At 75.3% G+C, this 16,205-nt stretch carries 11 protein-coding genes; 8 read left to right on the top strand and 3 right to left on the bottom strand.

Features of this window, described 5'->3' with window-relative positions; translation table 11 throughout:
* From C1I99_RS19340 to nudC, 7 genes are all read left to right on the top strand, one after another.
* On the top strand, positions 1 to 3,501 hold a 3,501-nt coding region (locus C1I99_RS19340), incomplete at its 5' end, for an ATP-dependent helicase (protein WP_438941430.1).
* 50 nt (positions 3,502 to 3,551) lie between these two features.
* Positions 3,552 to 7,028, top strand: coding sequence for an ATP-dependent helicase (locus C1I99_RS19335; protein ID WP_111135627.1), 3,477 nt, complete (start codon positions 3,552 to 3,554; stop codon positions 7,026 to 7,028).
* 200 nt (positions 7,029 to 7,228) lie between these two features.
* Positions 7,229 to 7,432, top strand: a complete 204-nt coding sequence (gene cspE, locus C1I99_RS19330; protein ID WP_007464836.1) for a transcription antiterminator/RNA stability regulator CspE — start codon at positions 7,229 to 7,231, stop codon at positions 7,430 to 7,432.
* Positions 7,433 to 7,650: 218 nt separating this feature from the next.
* Positions 7,651 to 8,979, top strand: coding sequence for a DEAD/DEAH box helicase (locus tag C1I99_RS19325; protein WP_111135626.1), 1,329 nt, complete (start codon positions 7,651 to 7,653; stop codon positions 8,977 to 8,979).
* Positions 8,980 to 9,178: 199 nt separating this feature from the next.
* Positions 9,179 to 10,489, top strand: coding sequence for a M16 family metallopeptidase (locus C1I99_RS19320; protein ID WP_111135625.1), 1,311 nt, complete (start codon positions 9,179 to 9,181; stop codon positions 10,487 to 10,489).
* The gene (locus tag C1I99_RS19315) at positions 10,486 to 11,829 is read left to right on the top strand and encodes a M16 family metallopeptidase (RefSeq protein ID WP_111135624.1); all 1,344 of its coding nucleotides are present in this window, start codon (positions 10,486 to 10,488) and stop codon (positions 11,827 to 11,829) included. The genes C1I99_RS19320 and C1I99_RS19315 overlap by 4 nt, the downstream gene beginning before the upstream one ends.
* Positions 11,830 to 11,899: 70 nt before the next feature.
* A complete protein-coding gene (nudC, locus tag C1I99_RS19310) occupies positions 11,900 to 12,847 on the top strand; it encodes an NAD(+) diphosphatase (protein ID WP_111135623.1) in 948 nt (315 codons plus the stop codon).
* A 153-nt stretch (positions 12,848 to 13,000) separates the two neighbouring features.
* On the opposite strand, the gene C1I99_RS19305 is transcribed toward nudC, so the two are convergent.
* The 3 genes from C1I99_RS19305 to C1I99_RS19295 form a co-directional block, all read right to left on the bottom strand.
* Positions 13,001 to 13,276 carry a hypothetical protein gene (locus C1I99_RS19305; RefSeq protein ID WP_111135628.1) on the bottom strand — a complete coding sequence of 92 codons (276 nt, stop codon included), beginning with the start codon at positions 13,274 to 13,276 and terminating at the stop codon, positions 13,001 to 13,003.
* A 215-nt stretch (positions 13,277 to 13,491) separates the two neighbouring features.
* Positions 13,492 to 13,728 carry a DUF397 domain-containing protein gene (locus C1I99_RS19300; RefSeq protein WP_111135622.1) on the bottom strand — a complete coding sequence of 79 codons (237 nt, stop codon included), beginning with the start codon at positions 13,726 to 13,728 and terminating at the stop codon, positions 13,492 to 13,494.
* A gap of 74 nt (positions 13,729 to 13,802) precedes the next feature.
* Entirely contained in the window at positions 13,803 to 14,783 is a 981-nt protein-coding gene (locus C1I99_RS19295; RefSeq protein ID WP_111135621.1) for a helix-turn-helix domain-containing protein, read from the bottom strand.
* A gap of 225 nt (positions 14,784 to 15,008) precedes the next feature.
* Between C1I99_RS19295 and C1I99_RS19290 the strand changes: the two genes are divergently transcribed.
* Positions 15,009 to 16,205: MFS transporter (locus tag C1I99_RS19290; RefSeq protein WP_111135620.1), on the top strand; the 1,197-nt coding region annotated here is incomplete at its 3' end.

The raw sequence follows: 16,205 nt of genomic DNA, 5'->3' as shown, positions 1-16,205 counted from the left end.
GCATCCCGATCGCGGCCCGGACCAGCTCGGCCGGGTCGTAGGCGACGGAGCCGCGGTTGTCGACGTCGCGCAGCGCGAGCACCGCGACGTACTCGCGCAGGAAGCGGGCGGCGGCTGGCGGATCCGCACCAGGTCGAGGTGGTCGCGCACACCGACGGGCCGATGCTGGTCCTCGGCGGCCCGGGCACCGGCAAGACCAGCACGCTGGTCGAGGCAGTCGCCGCGCGGGTGGCCGAGGGGGTCGACCCGGAGCGAATTCTGGTGCTCACCTTCAGCCGGCGGGGCGCCACCGCGCTGCGCCAGCGGATCGAGGCCCGGGTGGCCGGCGACGGTCACCGGGTGCTGCGCGAGCCGCTGGTGCGCACCTTCCCGGCGTACGCCTTCGGCCTGCTGCGCCGGGCCGCGGCCGAACGGGGCGAGCCGTCACCCCGGCTGCTCACCGGGCCCGAGCAGGATCTGATCATCCGGGAGCTGCTCGACGTGGTCGGCGAGGAGCCCGGCGACGACCCGGTCGGCTGGCCGGAGGACCTGCGTCCCGCGCTGCGAACCCGGGCCTTCGCCGCGCAACTGCGCGACCTGCTGATGCGCGCCGCCGAGCGCGGGGTCGGCCCGGTCGAGCTGGCCCGGCTCGGAGAGAAGCTCGGCCGCGCCGACTGGCCAGCCGCCGCCCGCTTCCTGCGCGAGTACGTCGCGGTGCTCGCGCTGCGCGACGTCGACAACCGCGGCTCCGTCGCCTACGACCCGGCCGAGCTGGTCCGGGCCGCGATCGGGATGCTGCTCGACGACCCCGAACTGCTCGCCGCCGAGCGGCGCCGGCTGGCGTACGTCTACGTTGACGAGCTGGCCGACACCGACCCCGCCCAGCTCGACCTGCTCGCCGCGGTGGCCGGCGGGGGCAAGCCCCTGGTCGCGTTCGCCGATCCAGATTCGTCGACGTACGCCTTCCGCGGCGCCGACCCGGCCGGGGTGACCAGCTTCCCGCACCGGTTCCGCACCGCCTCCGGGGCGCCGGCCGCGCAGGTACTGCTGACCACCTGCTACCGGGCCGGGCCCCGGCTGCTGGCGGCGTCCGGCCGGCTGGCCCGCCGGCTGCGCGGCCCGGCGGCGCACCGCCGGCTGCGCCCGCTCCCTGACGCGCCCCCCGGTTCGGTGGAGGTCCGCACCTTCCGCTCGGCCACCAGCGAGGGCGCCTGGCTGGCGCACGCGCTGCGGGAGGCGCACCTGCTCGGTGGCGTGCCCTGGTCGCAGATGGCCGTGCTGGTGCGCTCCACCGCTCGGCAGCTGCCCTCGCTGCAACGGGCGCTGCACGCCGCCGGGGTGCCGACGGTGGTGCACGGCGAGGACCTGCCGCTGCACCTGCAACCGGCGGTCGCCCCGCTGCTGCTCCTGCTGCGCTGCGCGCTGGAGCCGGAGCGGCTCGACGAGGAGGCGGCGGTGGCGCTGCTGCACTCGCCGCTCGGCGGCGCCGACCCACTGGCCGAGCGGCGGCTGCGGCAGGGGTTGCGTGCGCTCGCGCTGGCCGCCGGCGACCGGCGGCCCTCCGGCGAGCTGATCGTGGAGGCGTTGCGCGACCCGGCCGAGCTGGCCGGGATCGACCGACGCTGGGCGGAGCCGGCGCAGATCGTCGCCGGCCTGCTCGCCGTCGCCCGGGAGACCGCTGCCCGGCCCGGCGCCACCGCCGAGGACGTGCTCTGGGCGGTGTGGCGGGCCAGCGGGCTGGCCGAGCTCTGGTCCGCGGCGATCGGTCGCGGCCCGGCGGCGACCGGCGAGGGTGACGTCGCCCGGCGCCGCCGGGCGGAGGCGGCCGACCGTGACCTGGACGCGGTGATGGTGCTCTTCGACGCCGCGGCCCGGTTCACCGACCGGCTGCCCGGCGCGCGTACCGAGGTCTTCCTCGACCACGTGCTGGGTCAGGACCTCCCGGCCGACACCCTCGCCCCGGCCGCCGACCGGGGCGACGCGGTCCGGCTGCTCACCGCGCACGCCGCGAAGGGTCTGGAGTGGGACCTGGTCGCGGTGGCCGGCGTGCAGGAGGGCGTCTGGCCCGACCTGCGGCTGCGCGGCAGCCTGCTCGGCTCTGAACGCCTCGTCGACGTGCTCGCCGGCCGGGCGGCCGGCGCCGGCACGGTGGCCACCCTGGTCGGGCAGACCTCCGCGCTGCTCGACGAGGAGCGGCGGCTCTTCCACGTCGCGGTGACCCGGGCCCGGCGCCGGCTGCTGGTCAGTGCGGTCGCCTCCGCCGCGGTCGGCGGCGACGACCACGAGGAGCAGCCCAGCCGCTTCCTATACGAACTGGGCCCCACCGACCAGCCCGGGCCGGAGGGCGGTGGCACGCGGGGGAGCGGCGGGCCGGATGGCGGTGGCACGCCGGGGAGCGGCGGGCCGGATGGCGGTGGCACGCCGGGGAGCGGCGGGCCGGAGGGCGGTGGCACGCCGGCCGCCGATCCGGCCGCCGCCGACGGGGAACCCGACCGGCCCAGGGCCCTGCCGGTGAGCCGCCCGCCCCGGGCGCTGACCCTGCCGGCGCTGGTCGCCGAACTGCGTACCGCCGTCAGCGACCCGGACGTGCCGTACGCCCGGCGGAGCGCGGCGGCGGCCGAACTGGCCCGGCTCGCCGCCGCCGGGGTCTCCGGCGCGCACCCCGACGACTGGTGGGGGCTGCGGCCGCTCTCCGACGACCGTCCGCTGGTCGACGACGGCGAGCCGGTCCGGGTCACCCCGTCGGCGATGGAGAGCGCGCTGCGGTGCAGCCTGCGCTGGCTGCTGGAGCGGCACGGCGGCAGCGCGCCGGCCGGCACCGCGCAGGGCGTCGGCAATCTGGTGCACGCCGCCGCGATGCTCGCCGAGGACGCCAGCGCCGATCGGGGCGCGCTGCTGGACTACGTCGCCGCCCGGTTCGACGCGATCGAGCTGGCCGCCCGTTGGATGGCCGGCCCGGAGCGGGACCGGGCCGAGGCGATGGTCGACAAGCTGCTGCGCTGGCTGGCCGCCAACCCGCGCCGGCTGCTCGCCATCGAGCACGAGTTCGCCGTCCGGCTCGACGACCCGCACCGGCCGGTGGAGCTGGTCGGCCGGGTGGACCGGCTGGAGGTCGACGCGGACGGCCGGCTGGTCGTCGTCGACCTGAAGACCGGCAAGTCCACCGCGGTCACCGCGCACGACCTGGCCGAGCACCCGCAGCTGGGCGCGTACCAGGCGGCGGTGGAGGCGGGTGCGTTCGTGGAGTTCGGTGCCGAGTCGGGCGGTGCGGCCCTAATACAGCTTGGCACCGGCGCGAAGGACGCGAAGGAGCAGAGCCAACCGCCGGCCGGCGAGGGGCCGGACGCCGGCTGGGCGACCGCGCTGGTGCGGCGCACCGCCGATACGATGGCTGCCGCCACCTTCGCCGCGGTCGCCAACTCGAAGTGCCGGGTCTGCCCGGTGCGTACGAGCTGCCCGGTGTCCGGGCAGGGGCGCCAGGTGGTGGAGCCGCCGACGGTCCGCCGCCCGGAGCATCCGTGAGCGCGAGGAGTGAGCTTGCGAGCCGCGCAGTCGCGAACGAAGACGACTCCATGACCCAGCCGACGCTGTTCAGCACCGCGACCCCGGCGCCCCGGGTGGCCGACGCCGGCCCCCGGTACACCCCGGTGGAGCTGGCGAAGCTGCTCCGGCTGCCGGCCCCGACCAGGGAGCAGGCGGGGATCATCGCCGCGCCGGTGGCGCCGATGCTGGTGGTGGCGGGCGCCGGGTCGGGCAAGACCGAGACGATGGCCGCCCGGGTGGTCTGGCTGGTGGCCAACGCGTACGTCCGGCCGGAGCAGGTGCTCGGGCTCACCTTCACCCGCAAGGCGGCCGGCGAGCTGGCGCACCGGGTGCGTACCCGGCTCGACCAGTTGGTGCGCCGGCTCGGCCGGCGGGGGCGTGACCCGCTCGACGACCCGCTCGCCGGGGAGCCGACCGTGTCCACCTACCACTCGTACGCCGGTCGGATCGTCACCGAGCACGGGTTGCGGGCCGGCTATGAGCCCTCCACCCGGCTGCTCACCGAGGCGTCCCGGTGGCAGCTGGTGGACCTGCTGGTGCGCAACTACGACGGCGACATGACCGGCGTCGACCGGATGCCGAGCACCATCACCGACGCCGTGCTGGCCCTGGCCGGCGAGCTGGACGAGCACCTGGTCGACCCGGACGAGCTGGCCGCCTGGACCGGCCGGTTCTTCGCCGAGGTGCAGGCCCGCCCGGGCCGGGTGTACGCCGACGTGCGCAAGGCACTCGCTCTCCAGCAGGCCCGGCTGAAGCTCCTCCCGCTCGTCCGCGCGTACGCCCGGCGCAAGGCGGACTTCGAGGCGATGGACTTCGCCGACCAGTTGGCCCGGGCGGCCCGGGTGGCCCGGGACCATCCGGCGGTCGGCGAGATCGAACGGGACCGCTACCGTGTGGTGCTCCTGGACGAGTACCAGGACACCAGCCACGCCCAGGTGGTGCTGCTCAACGCGCTCTTCGGTGGCGGGCACCCGGTGACCGCCGTCGGCGACCCGTGCCAGTCGATCTACGGTTGGCGGGGCGCGAGCGCCGGCACCCTGGACCGCTTCCCGGCCGAGTTCGCCCGCGCCGACGGCTCGCCGGCCCAGGTGCTGACCCTCACCACCAGCTGGCGCAACCGTCCGGAGGTTCTCGGCGTGGCCAACGCCCTGGCCACCCCGCTGCGCGCCGCTGGCGCCCGGGTGCCGGAGTTGCACGCCGCGCTGGCCGTCGCCGAGCCTGTTCCGCACCGCAGCGCCCGGGGTGCGGCCGGCGGCACCGTCCACTGCGCGCTGCTGTCCACGTACGCGGACGAGGCGGACTGGATCGCCGACAGCGTGCTCAACGCCTGGCGCGGCGCGGCCGGAATGCCGGGCGCGCTGCCGGAGCACATCCCGGTGCTGCGCCGGCCGACCACCGCGGTGCTGGTGCGGGTGCGCAGCCAGATCCCGGCGATCGAGGCCGCGCTGCGTGGGCGGGGCCTGCCGGTCGAGGTGGTCGGGCTGGGCGGTCTGCTGGACACTCCCGAGGTGCGGGACGTGGTCTGCACGCTGCGGGTGCTGGCCGACCCGACCGACGGGGCGGCGCTGCTGCGGCTGCTGACCGGCGCCCGCTGGCGGATTGGGCCGCGGGACCTGGTGGCCCTGCACCGGCGGGCGCGGGCCATCGCCAACGCCCGCCGGCAACCGGCCGAGGACGGCGCGCCGCAGATCACCCCGGACCTGCTCGACGAGGCGACGCTGGTGGAGGCGCTGGCCGACCTCGGTCCGGCGCACGCCTACTCGGCGGAGGGCTACGCCCGGCTGCGCGCGTACGCCCGGGAGCTGGGCCTGCTGCGCTACCGGCTGGACCAGTCCCTGCCGGAGCTGATCGCGGACGTCGAACGGACCATCGGCCTGGACGTGGAGGTCGCGGTGCGCGCCGGCCGGGAGGGCGCCGGTGACGCCGGGCTGGCCCGGGGCCACCTGGATGCGCTCGGTGACGTTGCCGCCCGGTTCAACGGGGAGACCCCGGGGGCGACCCTGTCGGCGTTCCTGGCCTACCTCGCCGCCGCCGAGGACGAGGAGCGCGGCCTCACCCCCGGTGAGGTGGAGGTGGTCGAGGGCGCGGTGCAGGTCCTCACCGCGCACGCCGCCAAGGGCCTGGAGTGGGACGTGGTGGCCGTGGCCGGGCTGAGCCGGGGTGTCTGGCCCGGCCCGGCCCGCAACTCCGATCACTGGCTGGGCGGGTTGGGCGTGCTGCCGTTCCCGCTGCGCGGTGACGCCGACGGGCTGCCCGAGCTGGGCCTGGCCGGGGCGGAGGACCAGCGCGGGGTGGCCCGGGCGGTGGAGGACTTCACCGACGCCTGGCGGGCGCACGACGAGCGGGAGGAACGGCGGTTGGCGTACGTGGCGGTGACCCGGCCACGCCGGCTGCTGCTCTGCTCCGGGCACTGGTGGGGCGAGGGGACCAAGCGCCCGCGCGGGCCGGCCGGGCTGCTGCGCGAGGTGCACGACGCCTGCCTGGACGGCGGCGCGGGGCACCTGGTCGACGAGTGGGCCTCGGAGCCGCCGCCGGACGCGGTCAACCCCACCACCGAGATGGTGCCGCGGGCCGAGTGGCCGGCCGACCCGCTGGGCGCCCGCCGGCCGGCGTTGGCCGAGGCCGCCGCCCTGGTCCGCCAGTTTCTCGCCGACGGCGACGCCGCCGCGCGGGTGCCGGTCGGCGAGGCCGCCGCGCAGAGGCGGGCAGTCGCGCCGGTGCCGGTCGGCGAGGCCGCCGCGCGGATACCTGTCGGCGAGGCCGGGGCGGCGGTCGATCCGGCCGAGGACCCGGAGGTGGCCCGATGGCGGCGGGAGGCCGACCTGTTGCTCGCCGAGCGGGCCGAGTTGACCCGCCAGGCCGGCAGGGTCGAGGTCGCGCTGCCCGGCCAGCTGTCGGTGACCCAGCTGGTGGCGCTGCGCCGTGACCCGGCGGCGCTGGCCCGTGCGCTGCGCCGCCCGGTCCCCACCGAGCCCAACCCGTACGCCCGCCGGGGCACCGCGTTCCACGCGTGGCTGGAGCAGCGGTTCGGTGCCGACCGGCTGCTCGACCTCGACGAGCTGCCCGGTGCGGCCGACGCCGACGCCGCGCCGGACGAGGCGCTGGCCGAGCTGCAGGAGCGCTTCCTGGCCAGCGAGTGGGCCGATCGGGTGCCGGTCGAGGTGGAGGTGCCGTTCGCCACCGTGGTCGCCGGGGTGGTGGTCCGGGGCCGGATGGACGCCGTCTTCAGCCGGCCCGGCGGGCGGTACGACGTGGTCGACTGGAAGACCGGCCGGCAGCCGAGCGGTCCCGCCGCCGAGGTGGCCGCGGTGCAGCTCGCGGTCTACCGGCTGGCTTGGGCGGAGCTGGCCGGCGTGCCGGTGGACCGGGTCGGTGCCGCGTTCCACTACGTCCGGGACGGCGTCACCGTGCGTCCGGCGGACCTGCTCGACGCCGACGGGCTGACCGCGCTGATCGCCTCGGTGCCGGAAATTCCGGCAGACGGTGGCCATCCTGGAAATCCGTGATAGGTTGGCTGTGTTGCAGTTATGGTTCCCAGAGACTCTGTGTGCGCCTGGTGGATTGTGGCCCCAGGCGCTCTTTGTTGTGTCCGGAGCTCTCCGGGCGGGGCGACCAGAAGCGACAAGCGGGTCACGCAGTTCCGCGTGGCGCGCTCCTCTTCGAGCCCGCAACAGGTGCGGGTTCGACGTTCCGTCAAGGAGACGAAATGGCTATTGGCACCGTCAAGTGGTTCAACGCTGACAAGGGCTTCGGCTTCATCACCCCGGACGGCGGCGGCGCCGACGTCTTCGCCCACTTCTCGGCGATCCAGTCCTCCGGCTACCGGAGCCTGGACGAGAACCAGCGGGTCGAGTTCGAGGTGACCCAGGGCCAGAAGGGCCCGCAGGCGGAGAACATCCGCCCGCTCTGATCTTCGGATCCTCGCGTCACACCCACCGCGCCCTCCGGGCGTGGTGACGGGACCGGTCCGCCCCGCCGCCGGCTGTTCGCAGCCGGCGTGCCGTGGCGGACCGGCCCGTACCCCCTTCGGTTCGTGCTTGTGAGTCACCCGCGGCCAGGTCCGCCCGGTGACAGCGCCGCCTCCGGCGCCCTCCCTCGACACGTGCCGCGTCGAGGAAGGCTTTCCGCATGACCACCGTCATTCCGTCGTTCGCCCATACCGGTCTGGCCCCGGCGCTGATCGCCGAGCTGGCCGCCCAGGGCATCACCGAACCGTTCCCGATCCAGGCGGCTACCCTGCCGGACTCGCTGGCCGGCCGGGACGTGCTCGGCCGTGGCCGTACCGGCTCCGGCAAGACCCTCGCCTTCGGACTCCCGGCGCTGTCCCGCACCGCCGGGCGTCGGGCCCGGCCGGGCCGCCCGCTGGCCCTGGTGCTGGTACCGACCCGGGAACTGGCCCAGCAGGTCACCACCGCGCTCGACCCGTACGCCCGGGCGGTCGGGCTGCGCTGCGCCACCGTGGTGGGCGGCCTCTCGCTGCTCCGCCAGGCGGACGCCCTGCGCGCCGGTGCCGAGCTGGTCGTGGCCACCCCCGGGCGGCTGCACGACCTGATCAACCGCGGCGACGCCCGGCTCGACCAGGTCCGCATCACCGTGCTCGACGAGGCCGACCAGATGGCCGACATGGGCTTCCTGCCGCAGGTCACCAAGCTGCTGGAGCAGGTCGCCCCGGACGGGCAGCGGATGCTCTTCTCGGCCACCCTGGACGGCGGCGTGGACAAGCTGGTCCGTCGCTTCCTCACCGACCCGGTCTCGCACTCGGTCGACCCGGGTACCGCCACGGTGACCGCGATGACGCACCACGTGCTGCACGTCGACGCGGCCGACAAGCCCACGACCCTGACCTGGATCGCCGCCCGTGAAGGCCGGACCATTCTGTTCATGGGGACCAAGCACCGCGCCGACCGGGTCGCCCGCCAGCTGCTCGCCAAGGGGGTACGCGCGGCCGCGCTGCACGGCGGCAAGTCCCAGCCGCAGCGCACCCGGATCCTGGAGCAGTTCCGTACCGGGCAGGTGACCGCGCTGGTCGCCACCGACGTGGCCGCCCGCGGCATCCACGTGGACGGGCTGGACCTGGTGGTCAACGTGGATCCGCCCACCGAGGCGAAGGACTACCTGCACCGCGGTGGGCGTACCGCCCGGGCGGGGGAGTCCGGCACGGTGGTCACCCTGGTCCTGCCCGAGCAGCGCCGGGACGTGTCCCGGCTGATGGCCACCGCCGGCATCCGCCCCGAGTCCACCCCGGTTCGCGCCGGCGACGAGGCGCTGGCCCGGGTGACCGGCGCGCGGGAGCCCTCCGGCGTACCGGTGACCATCGCGCCGGCCGCCCCGCCGGCCGCCGCGGCCCGGGGGCGTACGTCGAACGGCGCCCGAGCGGCCACGGCGGACGCGGGCACCGGTCGGCAGCCGCACCGCGCGTCGGGCCGGTCGCGCCGGCGGCGGCCCCGCACCGCCTGACGACTCCCGCCTCCCTGCACTACCAGGGCTTGCCGGCGGAGCGCCCGGCCGGCTGCACGGACCGACCGGGCAGCCGGCCAGCACGGCCGGTTGAGCCGTGACCACCGGGTGGGGCCGGGGGAGCCGGTGCGGCGACGGTCGGGACAGCTCCCCCGGAGGTCGCCGGTGCGGGCGGGTACGACACGCTAGGGTCGTTCCCGTGGCGGCGCGGAGATCGAGAATTCCAGCGACGAAGTATCCGGTCGAGCGGTTCACCCTCGACAACGGCCTGCGGGTGGTGCTCACCCCCGACCGCAGCGCGCCGGTGATCGGGGTCGCGGTGGTCTACGACGTCGGCATCCGCTCCGAGCCCGAGGGGCGCACCGGCTTTGCTCACCTCTTCGAGCACCTGATGTTCCAGGGCTCGGAGAACCTGGAGAAGCTTGCCCACTTCCGGCACGTGCAGGGCGCCGGCGGCACCTTCAACGGCTCCACCCACCTGGACTACACCGACTACTTCGAGACGCTGCCGAGCAACGCCCTGGAGCGGGCGCTGTTCCTGGAGGCCGACCGGATGCGCGGCCCCCGGCTGACCGAGGAGAACCTGCGCAACCAGGTCGACGTGGTCAAGGAGGAGATCCGGGTCAACGTGCTCAACCGGCCCTACGGCGGGTTCCCCTGGCTGACCCTGCCGCCGGTCATGTTCGACACCTTCCCGAACGCGCACGACGGCTACGGCTCCTTCGACGACCTGGAGTCGGCCACCGTCGCCGACGCCGCGGACTTCTTCCGGCGCTACTACGCCAGCGGCAACGCGGTGCTGGCGGTCAGCGGGGACATCGACGTCGCGGAGGCGACCCGGCTGGTCGAGCGGCATTTCGGCGACGTACCGGCCCGGCCGGCACCCGACCGGCCGGACTTCGCCGAGCCCGACCTGACCGCCGAGCGGCGCGCCTCGTACCCCGACCGGCTCGCGCCGCTGCCGGCGGTGGCCGGCGCCTGGCGGGTGCCCGACCCGGTCACCGACTTCACCGGCTACCTGCCGTACGTGGTGCTGGCCGAGGTGCTCACCGACGGCGACGCGTCCCGGCTGGTCGAGCGGCTGGTCCAGCGGGATCGGTCGGTGACCAGCGTCGGCGGCTACCTCGGTTTCATGGGCGATCCGTTCGACGTGCGCGACCCCACGGCGCTGCTGCTCCAGGCGCACCTGCCGCCCGGCGGCGACGTCGACAAGGTGCTGCGCACCGTCGACGAGGAACTGGACCGGCTGGCCACCGACGGCCTCACCGACGGGGAGCTGGCCCGCACCCAGGCCCGGATGGCGACCCACCTGCTGCGAGACACCGACGCGGTGCTGGGCCGCGCGCTGCGGATGGCGGTGCTGGAACAGCAGCGCGGCGAGCCGGGCCTGCTCAACGAGCTGCCCCGGCTGGTCGGCGAGGTCACCGAGGAACAGGTGCGCTCCGCCGCCGCCACCCTGCGGCCCGAGCGCCGCGCGTCCATCGAGGTCATCGCCGGAGGTGCGAGGTGACGGCAACCGGGCAGGCCGGGCCGCGGGCGCTCCCGCCGCTCGGCCCGAACCGCAGGCTCAAGCTGCCGAAGCAGGCCGAGCGGACGCTCGGCAACGGGCTCACCGTGATCGCGGTGCGCCGTCCGGCGGTGCCCCTGGTCGAGCTGCGGCTCTGGATGCCGTTCGGCCGCGCCCACCTGGCCCGGGGCGCGATGCTCGCGCAGACCCTGCTCTCCGGTACGGAGACAATGTCCAGCGTGCGGATCGCCGCCGAGCTGCAGAAGGTGGGCGGCGGCCTCTCCGCCGGGATCGACCCCGACCGGCTGATGCTCTCCGGGACCGCGCTGGTCACCGGGCTCGACCGGATGCTGGAGATCCTCGCCGAGGTGCTCACCGGGGCGGCCTACCCGGCGGAGTGGGTCGCCACCGAGCGGGACCGGCTGATCGACCGGATCCAGGTGGCGCAGAGCCAGCCGGGGCACCTGGCCCGCACCGCCCTGCTCAAGCGGATCTACGGCAGGCACCCGTACGCGGTGCAGACCCCGGCGCCGGAGCAGGTCCGCGCGGTGCGCCCCGGGGTGCTGCGGACCCTGCACGCGCAGCGGGTGCACCCCGCCGACGCGGTGCTGGTACTGGTCGGCGACGTGCAGCCGGAGCGGGCGCTGGACGCCGCCGAGAAGGCGCTGTCCGGGTGGAACGGCGCCGGGCACACCGCCGACCTGCCGCCCGTCCCGCCGGTGGAGACCGGGCCGCTGCTGCTGGTCGACCGGCCGGGGTCGGTGCAGTCGTCGCTGCGCCTCGCGCTGCCGGCGGTGCCCCGCACCCACCCCGACCACGCCGCGCTGCAACTGGCCAACCTGGTCTTCGGCGGCTACTTCTCCTCCCGCTGGGTGGAGAACATCCGCGAGGACAAGGGCTACACCTACGGGCCGCACTCGCTGGTCGAGCACTCGGTCGCCGGGTCGGTGCTGGTCGCCGCCGCCGAGGTGGCCACCGAGGTGACCGGGCCGGCGCTGCTGGAGACGACCTACGAGCTGGGCCGGCTCGCCTCGCTGCCGCCGGCGCCCGAGGAACTGGAGCAGGCCCGCCAGTACGCCCTCGGCACCCTCCAGCTCGGCATGTCCACCCAGGCCGGCCTCGCCTCGCTGACCAGCGCGTACGCCGGCAACGGGCTGCGCCTGGACTTCCTCGCCGAGCACGCGGCGCGGCTCGCCTCGGCGACCGTGGCCGACGTCGCCGAGGCGGCGGCCCGCTACCTCGCCCCGGCCCGGGCGGTCATCGTGGTGCTCGGCGACGCCGAGCGGGTCGCGCCCCAGCTGGCCGCGCTGACGCCGGTCGTGACCGAGCCGGTGCAGCCGTGACCGCCGGCGCCCCGGCATCGACCGGTCGGCCCGGGACCCGAGCCGGCCGGGTTCCCCGCCGGGGAGCGGCGTGAGCGGGGAGACCGCGCCGCCGCTGGCCCGCTCCACGCTCGACCGCGCGGCGCACCGGCGTACCGACCCGGGGTGGCTGGCGCAGGCGTGGAACCGTGCCCGGGTGCTGGTGCTCGACTCGGGCGACGAGGGGCGGTCGCTGGTCCGAACCGACACCGCGCCGCCGGCGCTGGTCCTGGTCGACCCGGTGGACGTGCCGGCGGCGGCCGCCGCCACGTCGCTGTTCCTCGGCGTCGAGCCGGACGGGGTGCCGGTCTTCGCGGTGGACGCTCCGCTGCCGGCCCTGCCCGATACCCGGGCGGCCCACCTGCGCGAGGTGGGCCATCTGCTCGGTGACCGGGACGCCGGGCTGTTCACCACCGCGCTGGCCCTGCTGAACTGGCACCTGAGGCACCGCTACTCCTCGGCCACCGGGCATCCCACCGAGGCGGACGAGGCGGGCTGGTCCCGGGTGGACGCGGCCGGCGACCGGATCTGGCCGCGTACCGACCCGGCGATGATCGTGCTGGTGCACGACGGTGTCCGGGGGCTGGACGGACGGTGCCTGCTCGGCAACAACGCCTCCTGGCCGCGCATCCCGGGTGAACGCCGCTTCTCCTGCCTGGCGGGGTACGTGGAGCCGGGCGAGTCCGCCGAGGCCGCCGTGCTGCGCGAGGTCCGCGAGGAGGTCGGCGTCGCGGTCGAGGGCATCGCGTACGCCGGCAGCCAGGCCTGGCCGTTCCCGGGCTCGCTGATGCTCGGGTTCCTCGCCACGGCCGACCCGGCGCACCCGGTGCGGGTCGACCCGACGGAGATCGCGTACGCCCGGTGGTTCTCCCGCCGGGAGATCGGGGCGGCGCTGGCCGGGCGGACGGTGAACGTCGGCGGCGGGGATCGGTTGATCCTGCCTCCGCCGTCGTCGATCGCGCTGTTCCTGATCCACCGCTGGCTCGACGGGCACTGCTGACCGGCGGGAGTCCGGCCTGGCGGCCCGCTCGTGCGGTCCCGGCCCGCGGCCGCCGTTGCCGCAGCGGTCACGGGCCGGGAACACGGGCCGTCGTGGTCGGTTGGGCAAGGAACGCGGCGGGGGAGCCGGCCGACCACGACGGACGTCGGTGGGTCAGCCGCCAGGTCCTCCCGGCGGGTCGTGCCGTCGGCGGTCCGGTGCGTCGAGCGGCAGCACCTTCACCCGCTGTTTCCCGGAGCGCACCGCGCCCACCGTGGCCAGGGCCCGGGCCAGCAGCAACGCGGCATCCCGGTCCTCGGCGTGCACGACCTGCCGGCGGGGTTCCGGGCTGGTGGTCTCGTCCCGCAGTCGGCCACCGCCGGCCCAGGCGGCGGCGATGTCCACGTCGGCGGCGGCGCGGATGTCGGTGCGAACGATCAGGAACCGCATGTCGGTCTCCGGATGTACCGCGACGGATGGGAACGGGTGGAAGTTCCACGTCACTCTGTCGTCATGTTACGCCCGGCCGCCGTCCCAGCAAGTGAAACGCGACGATCGGTGCGGAGCCTCGTCCGATCAGGGGAGCCCTGACCAGCGGGGTTGGCGGGCGGAGACACGACGGGGCCGCCGGCGCGATGCCGGCGACCCCGGGGACGCTCAGCGGATCAGCCCAGACCGAACTGTCCGTTTTTGGCGCCGGCGATGAAGCCCAGCCAGCCTGCCCGGTCGAACAGCAGGACCGGCCCGCCCCGGTCCTTGCTGTCCCGCAGCGCCACCGCCGCCGGACCGGTCCTCAGCGAAGCGACCTCGACGCAGTTGGAGGTCTGGCTGCGCGTGCTGGTACGCCACGGGGCCTCCGCCAGCTGCGCGTGGACGGACGGCGTGTCGCGGATCTCGTTCATCGTTTCACTCCTGAGCTGAACTGCACCGATGGAACGAGTGGCGCCGCACGACCCGGCGGTGGGTCCCCCGTGGATCACCGTTCCGTCAGGCGCCCGGAGTGCCGGCGGCGTTGGGTCGGCGCCGTTGCCGGCCCGTACGCCGCTGTGGGCGCGGCCACCGCCCCGGTCAGCCGCCCCGTCGCCTCGATGAGCCAGGAGAGGGTGTCCGATGCGGAGAGTGCCGCCGTGCATAACCACTCGAACACCACTTTATAGCGATTTAGGGCGTTTACCTCGGTCGACATGACGTTGGTGAACCCCCCTTCGATGGCCAGCGTCTCGGGATCGAGCGGGTCGGCGAACCGGTACAGCGAGAACGCCGTCGGCGGCAGGTACCACCGGCCGATCTGGGTGTCCCGCGGCAGCACGTGCAGCGTGACGTTCGGCAGCATGGCCAGCTCGCAGAGCTGCACGACCTGTTCCCGGAGCACCTCCGGCGGGCCGGCCCGGCCACCGAGCGCCGCCTCCTCCAGCACGGCGGTGTAGCGGGGTGCGTCGGTCGGGCGGGTCAGCAGCGACTGGCGGGCCAACCGGGCCCGGACCTCGGTGTCGATGTCCTCGCCGGTCTCCGGATCACCGGCGTCCTCGCCAACCTGCCAGGCCGAGGCGATCCGCATCCGCGCGTAGCCCGGCGTCTGCAACAGCCCTGGGACCAGCACCGGGTTGTACTCGGAGATCTCCGCGCAGCCCGCCTCCAGCTCGGCGAAGCTGCGCTGCTGCTGGGTCATCACCGGGTACGAGCGCAGCCATCCGCGCATGTCGCCGGCCTCGTGCGTGATGCCCAACAGCTCCTTGCTCAGCGCGTCATCGGCCCCGTAGAGGTCGAGCAGGACGCGGACGTCGTCCGGATCGGGTCGGCTCCGGCCGTTCTCCAGTCGGGACAACTTGGACGCTGACGCCCAGCCGATCCGCTCGATGACCTGGTCCCCGGTGAGGCCCGCGGTCTCGCGCAGCCGGCGCAGTTCGGTGCCCAACCGGCGGCGGCGCAGGATCGGGCTGGGTGCGGCAGGAGGCACGGTGTCCTCTTTTCCGTCGACCGCCGCGGACGCGACGGTAACTGTATGACATTCGCCCCCCACGGTCAGTATGGACGGCGCGACCGGCGCCGGAGGTACCGGCGGAGGCGTGTCTTGCAGAAAAGAGGACCGTGGAAGGGTGCGGTCGCCGCCCACGGCGGCGGCCGCCCCGACCGCGCCTCGACCGAGCGCGCCGCAGGGCGCGTCACCCTGCCGGAGGGACCCATGCGCACCGTCCTGCGCCGCCCGGATTTCCGCCTGCTCTTCGGCGGCCTGCTGGCCAGCATGGCCGCCGAGTCGATCCTGCTGCTCGCCCTGGCCATCTGGGTGAAGGAGCTGACCGGGTCGGACGGTCTGGCTGGCGCGACCATCTTCGCGATCATCGCGCCGATGACGCTGGCGCCGCTGGTCGGCTGGTTCGTCGACCGCTACCCCCGTCGTCCCTTTTTCGTCGCGGCCAACCTGGTGACGGCGGTCCTGCTCACCCCGCTCTTCGCGGTCCATGACCGGGGCGACGTGTGGGTCATCTACGTGGTGGCGGCCCTGTACGGCCTGTCGTACATCACGCTCAGCGCCGCGTTGAGCGGCCTGATCCGGCAACTGGTACCGGTCGAGCTGCTGGCCGAGGCGAACGGCGTGCTGCAGACCGTGCGCCAGGGGCTGCGGCTGATCGGGCCACTGGCCGGGGCCGGGCTCTACGCGGCCGTCGGCGGGTGGGTGCTGGCCGCGATCGGCATGGCCGGTTTTCTGGCGGCGGCCGGCGTGGTGGGCGCGCTGCGGACGGCGGAGACGCCGCCGGCGGGGCCCCAGCTGCGCTGGCCCGCCGAACTCGGCGCCGGGCTGCGGCACCTGGCCGGGGAGCCCGCGCTGCGCCGGGCGCTGCTGGGCTACGGGCTCGGCTCGCTGGTGATGGGCTTCAGCGAATCGCTGATCTTCGCCTACGTCGACCAGGGGCTCCGCCGCGACGCCGCGTTCGTCGGCGTGCTGGTCACCGTGCAGGGGATCGGCGGGCTGGTCGGCGGGCTGCTGTCGGCGAGCGTGGTACGCCGGGCCGGCGAGGTCGGCACGCTCGCCGCCGGTGTGACCTTCTTCGGGCCGGCCGCAGCGGCGCTGGCGTACCCGAACCTCTGGCTCGGCTTCGTCGCGGTGCTGCTGGCCGGGGTGTCGCTGCCGCTGACCATGGTCGGGTTGCACACGCTGATCCAGCGGCGTACTCCGCCCGGGCTGATCGGCCGGGTCGCCGCGGCCTCGGAGGCGGTGGTCAGCGGCCCGCAGGCGCTCTCCATCGGCGCCGGCGCTCTGCTCGTCGGCGTGCTGGACTACCGCCTGCTCTTCGCCCTGATCGGCCTGGTCACCACCCTCGCGGGCGGCTACCTGTGGGGCAACCGCCACCTGACCACGCCACCCCCACCTGACCACCCC

The organism is Micromonospora deserti (assembly GCF_003236335.1).
Lineage (GTDB): Bacteria > Actinomycetota > Actinomycetes > Mycobacteriales > Micromonosporaceae > Micromonospora > Micromonospora deserti.
Note: the sequence above shows the minus strand (reverse complement) of the source record. Positions and strands in the feature narration are given on the sequence as shown.